Origin of the sequence: Candidatus Aeolococcus gillhamiae (assembly GCF_016464765.1) — a bacterium.
Taxonomy (GTDB): Bacteria; Chloroflexota; Dormibacteria; order Aeolococcales; family Aeolococcaceae; genus Aeolococcus; species Aeolococcus gillhamiae.
The window spans coordinates 15574-31678 of the sequence record NZ_JAEKNS010000131.1; the positions used below are offsets into that span (position 1 = coordinate 15574).

Annotated in this window: 12 protein-coding genes; 5 read left to right on the top strand and 7 right to left on the bottom strand. The window is 69.4% G+C overall.

Annotated elements, in window-relative coordinates:
• Nucleotides 1-9: 9 nt before the first annotated feature.
• Together JF886_RS12790 and JF886_RS12795 are read left to right on the top strand one after the other, a co-directional pair.
• Entirely contained in the window at nucleotides 10-870 is an 861-nt protein-coding gene (locus JF886_RS12790) for an alpha/beta fold hydrolase (protein ID WP_337313052.1), read from the top strand.
• 3 nt (nucleotides 871-873) lie between these two features.
• Nucleotides 874-2022 (top strand): NAD(P)/FAD-dependent oxidoreductase, encoded by a 1149-nt coding sequence (locus JF886_RS12795; RefSeq protein WP_337313054.1) that lies wholly within the window; start codon nucleotides 874-876, stop codon nucleotides 2020-2022.
• A 4-nt stretch (nucleotides 2023-2026) separates the two neighbouring features.
• On the opposite strand, the gene JF886_RS12800 is transcribed toward JF886_RS12795, so the two are convergent.
• Both JF886_RS12800 and JF886_RS12805 read right to left on the bottom strand, forming a co-directional pair.
• The gene (locus tag JF886_RS12800) at nucleotides 2027-2233 is read right to left on the bottom strand and encodes a hypothetical protein (protein ID WP_337313056.1); all 207 of its coding nucleotides are present in this window, start codon (nucleotides 2231-2233) and stop codon (nucleotides 2027-2029) included.
• Between the two features lie 17 nt (nucleotides 2234-2250).
• Nucleotides 2251-3108, bottom strand: a complete 858-nt coding sequence (locus JF886_RS12805; protein ID WP_337313058.1) for an undecaprenyl-diphosphate phosphatase — start codon at nucleotides 3106-3108, stop codon at nucleotides 2251-2253.
• Nucleotides 3109-3146: 38 nt separating this feature from the next.
• Between JF886_RS12805 and JF886_RS12810 the strand changes: the two genes are divergently transcribed.
• The 3 genes from JF886_RS12810 to thpR are packed head-to-tail and all read left to right on the top strand — an operon-like array spanning nucleotide 3147 to nucleotide 6032.
• Entirely contained in the window at nucleotides 3147-4493 is a 1347-nt protein-coding gene (locus JF886_RS12810; RefSeq protein WP_337313060.1) for an MFS transporter, read from the top strand.
• 10 nt (nucleotides 4494-4503) lie between these two features.
• Nucleotides 4504-5439, top strand: coding sequence for a peptidylprolyl isomerase (locus JF886_RS12815; RefSeq protein WP_337313062.1), 936 nt, complete (start codon nucleotides 4504-4506; stop codon nucleotides 5437-5439).
• Nucleotides 5436-6032 carry an RNA 2',3'-cyclic phosphodiesterase gene (thpR, locus tag JF886_RS12820; RefSeq protein ID WP_337313063.1) on the top strand — a complete coding sequence of 199 codons (597 nt, stop codon included), beginning with the start codon at nucleotides 5436-5438 and terminating at the stop codon, nucleotides 6030-6032. Before JF886_RS12815 ends, thpR begins: the two co-directional genes overlap by 4 nt.
• On the opposite strand, the gene aceE is transcribed toward thpR, so the two are convergent.
• The 5 genes from aceE to glgP form a co-directional block, all read right to left on the bottom strand.
• Nucleotides 5998-8676: a pyruvate dehydrogenase (acetyl-transferring), homodimeric type gene (gene aceE / locus JF886_RS12825; protein ID WP_337313066.1), complete on the bottom strand. Its 2679-nt coding sequence runs from the start codon at nucleotides 8674-8676 to the stop codon at nucleotides 5998-6000. The genes thpR and aceE overlap by 35 nt on opposite strands.
• A 67-nt stretch (nucleotides 8677-8743) precedes the next feature.
• Nucleotides 8744-11308 carry an aminopeptidase N gene (pepN, locus tag JF886_RS12830; protein ID WP_337313067.1) on the bottom strand — a complete coding sequence of 855 codons (2565 nt, stop codon included), beginning with the start codon at nucleotides 11306-11308 and terminating at the stop codon, nucleotides 8744-8746.
• Between the two features lie 41 nt (nucleotides 11309-11349).
• On the bottom strand, nucleotides 11350-12510 hold the full coding sequence (locus JF886_RS12835) for a cystathionine gamma-synthase (protein ID WP_502711430.1): 1161 nt from the start codon (nucleotides 12508-12510) through the stop codon (nucleotides 11350-11352).
• 1 nt (nucleotide 12511) lies between these two features.
• Nucleotides 12512-13879: a cystathionine beta-synthase gene (locus JF886_RS12840; RefSeq protein WP_337313070.1), complete on the bottom strand. Its 1368-nt coding sequence runs from the start codon at nucleotides 13877-13879 to the stop codon at nucleotides 12512-12514.
• Between the two features lie 39 nt (nucleotides 13880-13918).
• Entirely contained in the window at nucleotides 13919-16099 is a 2181-nt protein-coding gene (glgP, locus tag JF886_RS12845; RefSeq protein WP_337313072.1) for an alpha-glucan family phosphorylase, read from the bottom strand.
• Nucleotides 16100-16105: the final 6 nt, after the last annotated feature.

Here is a 16105-nt window from a genome sequence, read left to right on the forward strand (position 1 = left end):
GTCGTGTAGGTGACGCAACTCGAGGAACGCTTCATCACCCACGCGGGCGGCAGGGTGCGGTACCTGGTCGGTGGGTCCGGGCACCCGCTGGTGCTGTGCCACGGTTTCCTGGGCTCGGCTGAGAACTTCGAGACCTGGTTCGACGAGCTCGGGCGCATCCGCACCCTGGTGGTCCCGGATCTTCCCGGTTGCGGAGCGTCGCCACCGCTGCGTGATGGCCGGCACACGGCCGGCGCGCTGGCCGCCGCTGTCGAAGCGGTATGCCGCGACGTTGAGGTCGACCGCTACGACCTGGGCGGCCTGTGCCTCGGATCCTCGGTGGCGATGGCTATGCTGAAGCGCCGTCCCGCCGCGGTCGACCGGCTCCTCCTGCACACACCGCTGCTGGCACCGGCCCTGGTGCGCCGTCGCTTCCACCTGCAGGTGCGCACCTTCATGGCTCCCGGCATCTTCCCGGCGATCTCCTGGCTGAGCCGGCAGCGCGTGGTCAGCGACCTCTACAAAAGGCTCCTCGTCGAGGGCGACAACGTCGACAGCGCCGCCGCCGAGATGAACTTCCGCAACCAGCTGCGCGCCGACCCGCGAGCGCTTCGCGAGTGGATCCTCCACGGCCTGAGGAGAGATGACGTCCAACTCCTGCGTGGGTCGAGCAGTGCCGCTCTGATCATCGTGGCCGCCGACGACCGCATCGTCGACGTCCCCGTACTGCGCCAGACCGTCGCCGGGATGGATCACGTCCATCTCGCCGGTGTCGCCGACGCCGGGCACGGCTGGACGGAAACCTACGTCCGCCGCCAGCTCGAGTTGATCCGTGCCTTCCTGCTCGATCAACCCATCCCGCAGACCGCTGCCGTCGCCCAGGTCGCCTAGTCGATGGCCGCTCTGCCGCCGAGCGCCGAGTGCGTGATCATCGGCGGCGGGGTCGTCGGCTGCAGCCTCGCGTATCACCTCGCCCGCGCGGGCGTGCAACCGCTGCTCCTCGAGCGTGGCGACTTCGGTTCCGGCTCCACCGCGCGGGGTGCCGGCGGGGTGAGGCAGCAGTTCGCCACCGAGATCAACGTGCGCATCGGCATGCTCAGCAGGCAGCTCCTCGAGAACTTCGAAGCCGAGGTCGGCGCCACCGCCGACCTGCGCCTGGTGGGCTACCTGTTCGTCGCCAGCAGCGACGAGCAGATGGAGCAGCTCGCCCGCAATGTCGCGATGCAGCACGCCGTCGGGTTGGAGGACGTGCGCCTGCTCAGCTGTGAGCAGGTGGCGGAGATCGTGCCGCAGCTCAACGTTGAGGATGTCCGGGGCGGAACGTTCTGTCCGAGCGACGGACTCGCCGGTCCCAACGAGGTCACCTCCGGCTATGTCAACGCCGCGCGCAGGCATGGTGCGCACGTTGTCGAAGGCGTGGCAGTCGAGGCCATCGAGCGCGACCGCGACAGGGTCGTCGCCGTCGTCGCCGGGGGCACGCGGGTGTCGACCCCATTGGTGGTGAACTGCGCCGGTCCGTACGCCGCCACGGTGGGGGCGATGGCAGGGGTCGAGGTACCTGTGAAGCCGTTCCGGCGCCACCTGTTCCTCACCGAGAGGTTCACCCTGGACCCTCACCCTCCGATGACCGTTGACGTGGCGACCTCCTTCTATCTGCACACTGAGGGTGACGGCCTCCTGCTCGGGATGAGCGACCCCGCCGAGCCCTCGTCGTTCGACACCACCGTCGACTGGGGTTTCCTCGAGCACCTCGTCGAGCACGCCACCCACCGCCTGCCGGCCCTGGAGCGCGCCGCCATCAAGACCGGTTGGGCGGGGCTGTACGAGGTCTCACCGGACAACCAGGCGCTCGTCGGCGAGTCCGAGCTGGCCGGCTTCTGGCTCTGCTGCGGCTTCAGCGGTCACGGCTTCATGCAGGCCCCGGCGGTGGGGCGGCTCCTTGCCACCGAGATCACCGGTGCGCAGAGTGAGATCGACCTGACGCCATTCCGGCCCGACCGCTTCGCGCGTGGCGCCAGCACGCGCGAGGATGCGGTGATCTGAGCCGTCAGCCGGTGCGGCGCCTCGCGAAGTTGGCGCCCACGAAGCAGAGGACGGCGAGCGCGGCGGAGAGGATGGCGTGCTTGTAGTGGATGACCGTGGCATCGCTCGCAAGGAGGCCGGTCTTTGTGGTGGCGTAGAAGATGGCCAGCGCGACGAAGAGCACGCCCACCAGGGCGAGGAGGATGGCGAGCATCGGGCTGCGTGTGTTCATGAGACTCCCGTGGTGATTCAGCGAAGGATGATCAAGCCGACCACACCCAGGGCTGCACAGTAGCCCGCGAAGGGGTCCAGCCGCCCGATCTCGAAGTACCTGACCAGCAGTCGCGCGCTGGCGTAGGCGATCACTCCCGCCACCACCGCGCCCACGGTGTAGAGCCCCAGCGGAGCCCCGCTGCCACCCAGCTGGGGCACCTCGAGAAGCCCTGCCGCAAGGATGACCGGCGTGGCCAGGAGGAAGGCGAAGCGCACGGCCTCGGTGTGCCGCAGTCCCGCCACCAGGCCTCCCGCCATGGTCACCCCCGAGCGCGAGATCCCAGGTAGCAGAGCACCCGCCTGGAAGACTCCCACCAGCCCGGCCCGCAGGTAGCTGAGCTCCTCGACCGTGCCGAAGCGCTGCTCGCGGCCGGCGCGGTCGCGGCCTCCGCGGCGTCGCTCGTCGCGCCGGCGCAGCACCTCGGCCGCGGCCAGGATGACGCCGTTGACGATCAGGAAGATCGCGGCCGTGCGCGGATGCGCGAACAGGGACTTGAGCGGGGTCTCGAGGAGGAAGCCGATCACCCCTGCGGGGATGGTGCCGACCACGAGATGGTACGCGAGGCGCTCGTCGGTGGTCTCGATGCGCCCCCGAACCGCTGCCGCGACGAAGCCGCGGATGATGCGCCACCACTGCTCGCGATACAGGATCAGGAGGGCCCCGCCGGTGCCGAGATGGAGGAGGGCGAGGAACGGCACAAAGCTCTTCGCCGCCGGGTCAACACCGAGGTTGAAGAGCGCCGGTACCACCACCGCGTGCCCGAGCGAGGACACCGGGAAGAGCTCGGTGGCCCCCTGGAGGGCGGCGAGGAAGATGACGAGGCCGGTGCTCACGCCTCCCGACCCTACCAGCGACGGGCAATGATGGGCTGATGGAAGAGCGCCGGCCGGACGGCGATCAGCAACCTTTCGTGACCGTGGCCACGCCGGCGGTCGGGCCGCTGCCGGTGGCCGGGCCGCCGCTGCGCCGCTGGCCGCCGCCCTCGCTGGCAGTGCCTGCATTCCGGTGGTACTGGATCGCGCAGTGGCCGACCCTGCTGGGCACCTGGATGCAAGTGGTCGCGCTGGGATTCCTCGTCTTCGACCTCACCCACAGCACCGCCGCCGTGGCCGCGGTCGCGGCTGCCGACGGTGTGCCCGCGGTGTTCCTCTCGCTCGCCGGCGGGCTGCTCGCTGACCGACTGCCGCGGCGGCGCATCCTGCTGGTCACACAGTCGGTCCTGGGGATCAGCTCAGGCGTACTCGCCGTCCTGGCCCTGACCGGGCACGCCGGCTTTTGGTCGATCGTCGCGGTCGCCGTGGTGTACGGCTCGGCCGACTCCGTCGACCTGCCGACGCGCCAGGCGATGGTCGCCGACCTGGTGAAGCGCGACCTGATCGTCAACGCGGTGGCGCTCAGCTCCACCGCCATGAGCGCGACCCGCATCATCGGGCCGTCGCTGGCCGGGCTGCTCATCGCCACGGCCGGTCCCGGCGCCTGCTTCGCGGTGCTGTCCCTCGCGTACATCGCGCCGCTGGCCGTGCTGCTCACTGTCATCCCCGATGTCCCGCCCCTACCCCGCGCCGCCGGCGCCACGGCCGTCGGCGAGCTCTTCGAAGGCGTCCGCACGGTGCGGCGGGACCCTCTGGTGCGCGGCATCGTGATCGTGTGCGCCGCGCTGGCGTTCTTCGGCGTCTCCTACATGCCGTATCTGCCGGTCCTGGCACGAACTCAGCTGCACGGTGGCGCCGCGGTGCTTGGCCTGCTCTACTCGATCGGCGGCATCGGCGGCGTGGTTGGTGGCATTGTCATCGCCACCGTCGGCGACACCTCACGGCGGCGTCAGCTGCTCACCGTCGGCGGCGCTGTCTACGCCGTGAGCCTGTTCATCGTCGCACACTCCGCGGCGCTGCCGATCACCATGGTGGCCCTGGTGGGCATCAGCTTCTCGTTCCTGGCGATGAACACCTCGATGACGACGCTGCTGCAGACTGACGCCGATCCCGCCCTGCGCGGACGTCTGCTGGGCATCTACGCGATGCTCTTCGCAGGCCTGCAACCACTCGGCACGGTCATGTATGCGGGGGCAGGTCACGTCTTTGGCCTGTTCAACGCCATCGGGATCGGCGCGATCGTGGTGGGTGTGGTGGCCGTCGCGGTGGCGGCGACACCCGGCTTTCGCGCGCGCTTCCTGCCCGCCGCAACGCCGCAGAGCCGCGCGACGAGTGGCGCTGACTAGACTGAGGCACGTGCGTCGTCCCATCGTCCTTGCAGCCGCTCTGCTGTCCGCGGCATGTGGCAGCGGTCCCTCGTCGTCATCGTCAACGTCCGCACCGCAGGTCATCGCGCGGGTCGGAACCACCGCCATCACTGCCGACGCCTTCGCGGTGCGCCTCCGGAGCACTCTAACGGCGGTGGGCCAGGCGGGCGGCCCTTCGAACAACGCCGCGATGACGGCGCAGGTGCGCGCGTCCGTGCTGCGCAGCATGCTCATCGACACCGTCATCGCCCAGGAGGCGGCAGCAGCGGGGGTGGCCGCGACGGACGCGGAGGTCCAGGCTCAGGTGGACGCCGACGCGCAGACTGCCGGCGGCCAGAGCCAGCTGCAGGCCCAGCTCGCCTCCATCGGTGGGTCACTCGTGCAGCTGCGCGATGAGATCCGCTCCTCGCTCAACGAGCAGAAACTGGAGGACGTGTTCGCAAGGCAGCGTGCGGTGGAGATCGAGCAGAAGCTGGCGAGCGGTTCGGCTTTTGCAGCCCTGGCCATGCAGTACTCCGATGACAGCACGACGGCGCCGAACGGAGGCACTCTCGGCGCAGTCCCGCGCAGCCAGGTCCAGGGCGACGACCCCACCTATGCCGCGGCCGTCATGGCCCTGAAGCAGGGACAGCACACCGACCCGCCCGTGCACGACGCCCAGGGCTACGACGTCGTCGGGCTCGATGCGTCGACGGCCACCACCCTGACGCTGCGCCACATCATCGTCAACGCGCCGACGCCGTACACCGTCAAGGAGCGTCCGCGATGGTTCGCCGCTGCCATCTTCGAATCGCTGGCCCAGGTCTGTTCGGCCGGCCAGATCCACATTTACATCGCCAATGTCGGTGACGATCCCTGCGCCGCGGCGGCGGGGACAGCGTCACCGGGCGTCACGGCGACGCCGAGCCCGACACCGACCCCGTGAGAGCGTTCCTCGCCATCCCGGTGCAGCCCCCGGCGCTGGCGGCGTTCCAGGCCCTTCGCGAACGCCTCGTCACCGAGGTCGCGGCCGTGCGCTGGACACCGGCCGAAAGCCCGCACATCACGCTGCACTTCTTCGGGGCCATCAGTGCGTCTGACGGCGGTCGCGCGCTCGGCGTGCTGCGGCCCGCGGTCGCCGTGCTGCCGCCGATGACGCTCCGCCTGTGCGGACTGGGTGTCTTTCCGTCGATGGCGCGTCCGCGGGTCCTCTGGTGCGGGGTCGACGGTGAGGAGGATGCGTTGAAGGAATGCGCACGGGCGTGCAGTGCGGCGCTGCACGTTGCCGGCTTTCCGGTCGAGCGGCGTCCCTATCGCGCCCACTGCACGCTCGGACGCCCACGCAAGCTGTGGCCGGCTAACGCGCGTGAGCCGTGGGCGCGACTCGTGGACGAGGAGCCGACCACCCCGGCATTCACGGCGGCTCACGCGGTGCTGTACGAGTCCGTGCCGGGACCGGCGGGTATCCGGCACGTGCCCCGTGAGATCCTGCCTCTCGACACCGTCACAGCAGCCGCGGTTCGAGGCCCTCGGTCCTGATCTGATACTGCTCGAGCGCCGCGGTGACCACATGGCGAGGCACGCGCTCCTCGTCCGCCAGGGCGTCGAGCGCGGCGACGGTGATGTGCGGTGCGTCCACCTCGAAGTGGCTGCGCAGCGCGGCTCGCGTGTCGCTGCGCCCGTAGCCGTCAGTGCCCAGCGGGATGAACCGCTGCGGGACGAACCGGGCCACCTGCTCCGCGACCGTCTTTTGGTAGTCACTCACGGCGATCACCGGCCCCGGCAGGCCGCGGAGCTGCTCGTCGAGATACGACGTGCGGTGGGGGCCCTCCGGATGCAGCCGGTTCCAGCGCTCGACGGCGAGGGCGTCGTTGCGCAGGGCGAGGTAGCTGGGCACGCTCCAGATGTCGGCAGCCACGTCGTGCTCGAGGAGCAGGCGCTGCGCCTCCAGCGCCGCCTGCATCGCGGTGCCGCTGGCGAAGAGCTGGATGGTGTGTGGCCGCTCCTCGGGAGCCGCCTGGAACCGGTAGAGACCGCGCAGGACGCCTTCCTCGACGCCCTCGGGCATCGGCGGCATCGGGTAGTTCTCGTTGTACAGGGTGAGGTAGTAGAAGACATCCTCGCCGCGCTCGTACATGCGACGCATACCTTCGCGGATGATCACGGCCACCTCGAACGCGTACGCCGGGTCGTACACCTCGCAGTTGGGCACGACCGAGAAGAGCAGCGGCGAATGCCCGTCCTGGTGCTGCAGGCCCTCGCCGTTGAGCGTGGTGCGCCCCGCTGTTCCGCCGAGCATGAAGCCGCGGCCGCGTGCGTCTCCGAAGGCCCAGACCAGGTCGCCGACACGCTGGTAGCCAAACATCGAGTAGTAGATGTAGAAGGGGATCATCGGCTCCCCGTGGGTCGCGTACGCGGTGCCCGCCGCGGTGAACGTGCCCATCGCGCCTGCTTCGGTGATGCCTTCCTCGAGCAGCTGGCCGTCGCGAGCCTCCTGGTAGCTCAGCACCATGCCGGCGTCCACTGGCTCGTAGCGCTGCCCGAACGGCGCGTAGATCTTCACCTCGCGGAAGAGCGCGTCCATGCCGAAGGTGCGCGCCTCGTCCGGGATGATCGGCACAACGCGGCTACCCACCTCGGGATCGCGGAGGAGGCTGCGCAGGATGGCGCCGAACGCCGCGGTGGTGGACGCCGCTCGTCCTCCGCTGCCCTTGATCGCCTCGGACCACACCGAATCCGTGGGGATGGTGAGGCGACGCTCGCGCACCACGCGCTTGGGCAGCGTTCCTCCCAACGCCAGGCGGCGGCTCATCAGGTAATCGATCTCGTCGGACCGGCTACCGGGGTGGTAGTACGGCGCGATGCCCTCGTCGAGCTGCTTGTCGCTGATGGGCAGCTGCAGCTTGTCGCGGAACGCCTTGAGTTCGGTGTCACCGATCTTCTTGATCTGGTGGGTGGCGTTGCGTCCCTCGAACAAAGAGCCGAGCGTCCAGCCCTTGACGGTGTGCGCAAGGATCACGGTCGGCGCCCCCTTCTGCTCGAGCGCGAGCCGGAAGGCGCTGTACAGCTTGCGGTAGTCGTGGCCGCCGCGGCGGAGATGGCGAAGGTCGTCGTCACTGAGATGCTCGACCAGCTTGCGCAGGCGCGGGTCGGGACCGAAGAAGTTCTCGCGGACGTACGCGCCGGTCTCCGTCGAGTACTTCTGGAACTGACCGTCGTTGGTGCTGTTCATCTTGTCGACCAGTACGCCGTCGACGTCGCGGGCCAGCAGCGGGTCCCACTCCCGCGCCCAGATGACCTTGACGACGTTCCAGCCGGCGCCGCGGAACACCGACTCGAGCTCCTGGATAATCTTGCCGTTGCCGCGAACCGGACCGTCGAGTCGCTGCAGATTGCAGCTGACCACGAAGATGAGGTTGTCGAGCTGTTCGCGCGCGGCCAGCGACAGCGCCGCCGTCGACTCCGGCTCGTCCATCTCGCCGTCGCCGAGGAAGGCCCACACGCGCGACTCGCTGGTGTCGGCGATCTTGCGCTGGTACAGGTAGCGGTTGAAACGTGCCTGGTAGATGGCGTTGAGAGGGCCAAGCCCCATCGAGACTGTGGGGAACTCCCAGAAGTCGGGCATCAATCGCGGGTGCGGGTACGAGCTGAGCCCCTTGCCGCCGCTCTCGTGGCGGAAGTTGTCGAGGTGTTCCTCGGTCAGGCGACCCTCGAGAAACGCGCGCGAGTACATGCCCGGCGCCGCGTGTCCCTGGTAGTAGATCTGGTCACCGGCGCGGCCGTCGTCCTTGCCACGGAAGAAGTGGTTGAACCCGACCTCGTACAGGGACGCCGACGAGGCGTAGGTGCTGAGGTGGCCGCCGATGCCGTCGCTGCGTTTGTTGGCACGGGTCACCATCACCGCGGCGTTCCAGCGGACGATACGCCGGATGCGCCGTTCCATCTCCTCGTCGCCGGGGAACCACGGTTCCTCCTCGGGCGGGATGGTGTTGATATAGGGCGTGGAAACCATCGCCGGAACGCCGACGTTTAGGCTGCGGGCACGCTCAGTGAGCTTGCCGATCACGAAGCGCGCGCGCGACACCCCCTCGGTGGCGACCAGGGTGTCCAGCGACTCCAGCCACTCGGAGGTCTCGGCCGGGTCACTGTCGGGAAGCTGGTGCAGGAAGGCGTCGAAGGTCATGTCACACCAGCGTACCGCTCAGCGCGAAGGGGAACTCCGTTCCCCCCTCGGGCACCCCCAGCAAGGACTATGTCCGGGCTCCCACCTCGGCTTCCGATGCGTGGTCCGCAGCCTGGGCGCGCTGCAGGCGCAGGGTCTGGTCGCGGCTCTCCACGACGAGACGCCGGCCCGACTCCTTCAGCTCACCACCCTCCAGCAGCCGGTCGGCGGCAGCCACGACGGCATCGTCCACCCGGTACACCGGGTACATGCCTGCGGTGAAGAACTCAGCTTCCTCCGAGCTCCTCTCGCGCCAGTACCGGGGCACCGTCTCGACCCACCGGTCGAGGAAGTCCGCGAAAAGATCCTGCTGGTCGCGCTCCTGGAGGCCGCGAATGAGCGCCTTCTGGGTGGCCAGAGGGGTCTCGGGGTCGATGAGCCGCTCCCAGGCCGCCTCCTTGGCGGCGGCGTCAGGGCGGGCGGCGCACGCGGCGGCGGCCTTACGCAGGCCGACGTCTGTCTTGTCGCGCGCGGACTCGGCGTTGATCACCTCCTCGTCGACCCGCCCAGCGGCGGCCAGGCGGCGGATCAGGAACCAGCGAAGGTCCTGGTCGACGACCACGCCCGGGGGCAGTTCGCTGCCCTCGAGCAGCCCGGCGGCGGCATCGAGCTGTCCGTCGGTGTCCGACGTGGTCACGGTGACGCGCAGCGCGGTGAGCTGATGCGGCGTGCCGGGCGACGCCGCCTCCAGGATGCGACTGCTCGTGTCGTGCAGGCGCGCGCGCAGCGCGGGGCGGTTGCTGGGGTGGCTGTAGAGCTCCACGGCGCCAACCGCCTGGCCGAGGATGTCGTCGACGATGGTCGGCACTCGCTCGTTGGGCGCGTGGCGTGCCACCAAGTCGATGTAGCGGCTCGCCGGCAGCTCCCCGTCGCGGGTCATGTCCCACACAGCCGCCCAGATCAGCGACCGCGCCAGCGCGTCGTCGAGGTCGCTGAGGTGGTCCATGACGGTCTGCGTCGACACGTCGTCGAGCCGGATCTTGGCGAACGTCAGGTCGCCGTCGTTGAGCAGCAGCAGCGCCGGCCGCGCGCGCCGGCGGAGCGCCTCGAGCTCGGTGCGCTCACCGGCGACGTCGAGCTCGAGCCGTTCGGTGCGCACGAGGCGGCCGTCGTCGTCGAGGTCGTAGAGACCGACCCCGACGCGATGTGAACGCAGCGTCGGGAACTTCGGGTTGGCGGCGGACTGCACGATGGTGCAGCTCTCGATCATGCCGTCACTGGTGGTGACGACCTCCGCCTGCAGAACGTTCATGCCCGCGGTCTGGAGCCATTCGCGGCTCCAGGCGGCCAGGTCACGCCCGGAGTGGCGTTCGAGCGGGGCGAGGAAATCCTTGAGGGATGCGTTGGCCCACTGATGCTCGGCGAAGTAGTCGCGCACCCCGCCGAAGAAGGCGTCCTCTCCAACCCATGCCACCAGCTGGCGGAGCACGGACGCTCCTTTCGCGTAGCTGATGCCGTCGAAGTTGAGACGACCTGTGCTGACGTCGGGGACGTCGGCGGCGATCGGATGGGTGGTGGGCAGTTGGTCCTGCAGGGCGGCCCACGACTTGTCGCCGTTGGCAAAGTCGACCCACGCGCTGGTGTACTTGGTTGCCTCCGCCTGGGCGTCGTTGCCCATGTACGTCGCGAAGCTCTCGTTCAGCCAGAGGTCGTCCCACCAGCGCATGGTCACCAGGTCGCCGAACCACATGTGCGCCATCTCGTGGAGGATCGTCCCGGCCCGCCAGGCCAGGACCGTCGCCGGCACCGGCCCGCGGTAGATCGTGCTCTCCTCGTTGAACGTGACACAGGCGACGTTCTCCATCGCGCCGGCGTTGAACTCGGGGACGAAGAGCTGGTCGTACTTGGACCCGAACGGGTACGACATCTTGAATCGGCTGGCGAAGTGGGTCAGCCCCTGCTTGGTGATCTCGAAGATCTCCGCGTCGTCGAGATAGCGGCGGAGTGACTGGCGGCAGTACAGGTTGAGCTCCACACCCTCGTGCGAATCGGTCACCCGCGCGTAGGGTCCGGCGACGATGGCCACTAGGTAGGTCGACATCACCGGTGACTCACGGAAGACCGTCGTGGTCGACGCGCCCGCCGCCTCGGCGCGGTCCACCGGGGCGTTGCTGACCAGCGTCCACTCCGACGGCGCCGCGACGCTCAGGGTGAAGGTCGCTTTGAGGTCGGGCTGGTCGAAGCAGGCGAAAACGCGGTGAGCCTCGAACGGCTCGCACTGGGTGTACAGGTAGACGTTGCCGTCGGCCGGGTCGACGACGCGGTGCAGGCCCATGCCGGTGTGCGAGTACCGGCAGTCAGCGACCACCCGCAGCGTGTTCTCCGACTGCAGCCCCGTCAGGGCGATGCGATTCTTGGCGAAGGCAGCGACGTCGACATCACGGCCGTTGAGGACGATCCCCTGAACGCCGGCGGCGTCCAGGTTGAGGAACGTGGAGGAGCCGTCGCGCGCGGAGAAGGTCACCTCGGAGGTGCTCAGGAAGGTCGGTTGAGCGGGCTCGCCTGTGAGGTCGAGCCAGATGTCGTAGTGCAGGCCGGAGATCAGGCTGACGCGCTGCTCGGCCTCGGAGCGCAGAAGATCGTCAGGAGTCACCGCCCTAGCCTATCGTCCCGGCGCTCGCCCGTGCCGGGGCCTCAACCGGCCTGTTGCAACGCCTGGCTGAGATCGGCGAGGAGATCGTCGAGGTCCTCGATCCCCACCGAGAGACGGAGCAGGCTGTCCCCGAGCCCGATGCGATGGCGCTCGTCGACGGGCACGGAGACGTGGGTCATCAATCCGGGGTGCTCGGCGAGGGACTCCACCGCGCCGAGGGATTCGGCCAGGGTGAACAGGCGCAGCGCTTCGAGCACGCGCACCGCGGCGGCCTCGTCAGCGAGCTCGAACGACACCATGCCGCCGAAGACGCCGCCCATCTGGCGCGCGGCCACCTCGTGCTGCGGATGTGACGCCAGCCCGGGATGATGGACTGCCCGCACCGCCGGGTGGGCCTCCAGGTACCGCGCCACCGCGAGCGCGTTGTCGCTATGACGCTGGACCCGCAGCGCCAGCGTCTTCAGGCCCCGGAGGAGCAGCCAGCAGTCGAACGGCGAGGGCACCCCGCCGGCGGCGTTCTGGTGGAAGCGCAGCCGCTGCGCGAGGTCGTCATCGCCGGTGACCAGGCAGCCACCGAGCACGTCGCTGTGACCGCCGAGGTACTTGGTGGAGCTGTGCATGACGATGTCGGCGCCGAGCTCCAGCGGGCGCTGGATGTACGGGCTCGCGAAGGTGCTGTCGACGGCCAGGTGGACCCCGTGGCGGTGCGCCTCCTCCGCCGCGGCGGCGATGTCGACGATGCGCAGCAACGGGTTGGTGGGGCTTTCGATCCAGACCAGCCGGGTGCGGTCGGTGATGGCGGCCTCGATCGCGCCGGGCACGGTGGCGTCGACGGCCGTGAACGAGACCCCGTAGCGACGCATCACCTTGTCGAACAACCGATACGTGCCGCCGTACGCGTCCTCCATGTACACCACGTGGTCGCCGGGATCGAGCAGCAGCAGGGCGGTGGTTGTCGCCGCCAGGCCCGACGCGAACGCGAGGCCATGACGACCGCTTTCCAGCGACGCCAGGCAGGTCTCCAGCTGCTCGCGCGTGGGATTGTTGCTGCGCGCGTACTCGTAGCCGCCGTGGCGTCCGATGCCCTCCTGCGCGAACGTGGTCGCGAGGTGGATCGGCTGCACGACAGCGCCGGTGGCGGGGTCAGGCCCCTGGCCCACGTGGATGGCCCGGGTCGCGAATCCCGGTCGTCGCATGTTCATCTCAGCGGTGGTGGGCGACGTACTCGAGAAGGTCGGCGCGGGTGATCACCCCCACCGGGCGATCGGCGTCGATGATGGTCACCGCGGCCTCGCCGGAGAGGAGTGGCGCAAAGGCCTCGTCCAGGGGCGCGTCGGCAGCCACCGACGTGAACGGAGGATCCATGGCCGCGGACACCGAGGCGGTCACCACTGCAGGGTCACGGTAGACGCGGTCGAGCAGGGTGCGTTCGGCGATGCTCCCGACCACTGTGGTGTCGCCATCGCCGCCGTCGACGACCGGCAGCTGGGAGATGTTGTAGAGCTGCATCAGGTCGATGGCCTCACCCACCGACTTGCCGGCCTGCACGGCGACGAGCGACGGCACCCTTCCGTCGGCGGCGTGCGAGGCGAGGACCTCGCGCACCCGCGCGGGGCCGAGGCGATCGAGGAATCCGTTCTGGCGCATCCACTCATCGGAGAAGTACTTGCTCAGGTAGTTGCGCCCGGTGTCGGGAAGGAGCACCACGATGACGCCGTCCGGATCTGTGTCTGCGGCCACCACCAGCGCCGCGTGCAGCGCCATGCCCGCCGACCCGCCCACCAGGATCCCCTCCTCACGCGCCAGCCGTCGCGCGGCCACAAACGCCTCGCGGTCCGTGACCTGGATGATGCGGTCGACGATGGCCGGGTCGAACGTTCCCGGCCAGAAGTCCTCGCCGACGCCCTCGATCTTGTAGGGGGCGATCGGTCCGGAGAAGATCGATCCCTCAGGATCCGCTCCGACCACCTGGATCGCCGGGTTCTGCTCCTTGAGGAAGCGGCCGGTGCCGCTGATCGTCCCGCCGGTGCCCACCCCGGCGACGAAGACGCTGATCCGTCCCTCGGTCTGGCGCCACAGCTCGGGACCGGTGGTCTGGTAGTGCGCCTCCGGGTTCTTGGCGTTGAAGTACTGGTTGGGCTGGAAGGCGCCGGGGATCTCGCGCGACAGGCGGTCTGCAACCGAGTAGTACGACTGCGGTGAGTCGCGGTCCACGTTGGTGGGGCAGACCACCACGTCGGCGCCATACGCCTTGAGCAGGCTGATCTTCTCCGCCGACATCTTGTCGGGCATGACGAAGATCATCTTGTAGCCCTTGATCGCTGCCACCATGGCCAGGCCGTGGCCGGTGTTTCCCGAGGTGGGCTCGACGATGGTGCCCCCCGGGCGGAGCTGCCCGCTGCGCTCGGCCTCCTCGACCATCCCCAAGGCGATGCGATCCTTGACGCTGCCTCCGGGGTTGAGCTGCTCGAGCTTGGCGAGCACGGTGGCAGCGACTCCCCGGGTCAGAGCGCGCAGCCGCACCAGGGGCGTGTTGCCAACCAGGTCGAGGATGCTCTCCGAGTACTCCACCGCCGCGATTCTAGGCGTGTCACCGGTTGCGTCCGGCGGCTACTCGGCGGCGGCGCTGGCCAGCAGGTAGGCGCTGTCGATGTAGTCGTGCACCATCCGCGTCGCCGTGAAGCGCGGGCCGTTGGTGCGCAGGGAGCGCTTGATGCGGCGAACCCAGTCGTGCGGGACGCCGTCACTGCCACGCGTGTAGAAGAGCGGCGCCACCTCGTGCTCGAGCAGGTCGTACAGCGCGGCCGCGTCGCGCGAGTCCTGCACGTGGTTGTCGTACACCGCGTCGCCGGAGATGGCCCAGCCATTGGCGCCGTCATAGGCCTCCGTCCACCAGCCGTCGAGGACCGAGAGGTTGAGCCCCCCGTTGAGCACCGACTTCATGCCGCTGGTGCCGCTCGCCTCGAGCGGCGGCCGGGGAAGGTTGACCCAGAGATCGCACCCCGCCACCAGCTGGGACGCGATACCGAGGTCGTAATTGTCCAGAAATGCCACTCTCTCAGCCGCGTGGGCGAGCTCTTTGAACGTGAACACCCCCTGCGCCGAGCGCTTCCCCTCCTCGTCGTTGGGGTGCGCCTTGCCGGCGAGGATGAGCTGCATCGGCCGCTCCAGGTTGGAGATCAGCTGCGCCACCCGGTGCGGCTCCAGGGTGATCAGGTAGAGGCGCTTGTAGGTGGCCAGGCGGCGCGCGAAGCCAATGGTCAGCGAGTCGGCGCTGAAGCCGCGTTCGGCGGCGGCCACCATCTCGCGCTCCTCGCTGCGCGCCAGCCGCGTGGCGACGCTGCGATCGCGCACGTACTCGACGAACTCGCCGCGCAGCCGGCAGCGAAGCGCCCAGAGCTCCTCGTCGGGGATGTTGTCGACGGGCGCCCACGTCTGCGGATCGGCGGCGCGGGTCACCCAGCCGGGCTCGAGGTGGCGGTCGAGCAGGGCGCGCATCGGCGCTACCATCCAGGTGGTCAGGTGGACTCCGTTGGTGACGTGCCCGATCGGCACGGTGTCGACCGGCCGCTCCGGGAACAGTGGCTGCCACATCTGCCGCGCCACCTCGCCGTGGCGGCGGCTCACACCGTTGGCGGCGCGGCTCATCTTGATCCCGAGCGGGGTCATCACGAACGGCTCATGGAGGTTCTCTGGGCGCGTGCGCCCCAGCTGGAGAAAGCTGTCGAAATCCATGCCGATCTCGCCCGGGAAGTCACCCATGACCTCAGCGATCTCGGCGACGTCGTAGCCCTCGTTGCCGGCCGCCACCGGCGTGTGCGTGGTGAAGACGGTGCGCTCACGCGCTGCCGCGAAGGCCGTGTACCGGTCGGCTCCGGCGGCGATGTCGCGCCGGGCGAGCTCCAGCGGCGCCAGGGCGGCGTGGCCCTCGTTGAGGTGCACGATCGCGGGGTCCATCCCCATGGCGTCGAGCACGCGCATCGACCCGATGCCGAGCAGCGCGTACTGCGCGAGCCTGATGCCACGGTCGCTTTCGTACAGCCGCGCGGTGATCCAGCGATCGATCCGGGAGTTCTCGGGGCGGTCGGCGTCGAGCAGGAAGAGCGGGACGCGTCCCACCTGGACGCGCCACACCTGCACCACGAGCTGCCTGCCGCGCAGCGGCACGCTGACCGTCAGCGGCTCAGCCGCAGAGTTACGGACAAGAGCGGCAGGAACACGATCCGGGTCGAGCGGCATCCAGTACTCGTGCTGGTAGCCGGTGCGGTCCATGCGCTGGATGAAGTAGCCCTGGCGGTAGAGGAGACCCACCGCGACCATGGGGACCGCCAGGTCGCTGGCCTCCTTGAGGATGTCGCCCGCGAGAACGCCGAGCCCGCCGGCATAGATCGGCAGCGACGTGTGCACGGCGAACTCTGCGCAAAGAAAGGCCACCGGGTGCGCCGCGGATGCCCGGCCCTGCATCGGCGGCCGGGCCCGGTCGGCCTCGATGGTCGCCAGGACGGCGTCGGCCTGGCCCATAAGCTGCGCGTCGGACGCGACCCGCTCGAGCGTGGCCGCCGACGACTCGAGCAGGAGGCGCACGGGATTGCAGTTGGCGCGCTCCCAGCGGACGGGGTCGATTGCGGCGAAGAGCTCGCGGCCCCCCGGCGTCCAGGACCAGAGGTAGTTGTAGGCGATGCGCGCGAACGGGGCCATCGGTTGGGGCAGGCGCGCGGCGAGATCCTCGGCAGCACGCACCAGGTCGTAGCTGCCGTCGAGCAGGCCCGGCGCCGCGGCCGTCTCGGTCATTGCCGC

Coding starts and splice junctions, on each gene's coding strand:
- JF886_RS12835 (WP_502711430.1), bottom strand. CDS start 12,510: ATGAACATGCGACGACCGGGATTCGCGACCCGGGCCATCCACGTGGGC.
- JF886_RS12800 (WP_337313056.1), bottom strand. CDS start 2,233: ATGAACACACGCAGCCCGATGCTCGCCATCCTCCTCGCCCTGGTGGGC.
- glgP (WP_337313072.1), bottom strand. CDS start 16,099: ATGACCGAGACGGCCGCGGCGCCGGGCCTGCTCGACGGCAGCTACGAC.
- aceE (WP_337313066.1), bottom strand. CDS start 8,676: ATGACCTTCGACGCCTTCCTGCACCAGCTTCCCGACAGTGACCCGGCC.
- JF886_RS12810 (WP_337313060.1), top strand. CDS start 3,147: ATGGAAGAGCGCCGGCCGGACGGCGATCAGCAACCTTTCGTGACCGTG.
- JF886_RS12795 (WP_337313054.1), top strand. CDS start 874: ATGGCCGCTCTGCCGCCGAGCGCCGAGTGCGTGATCATCGGCGGCGGG.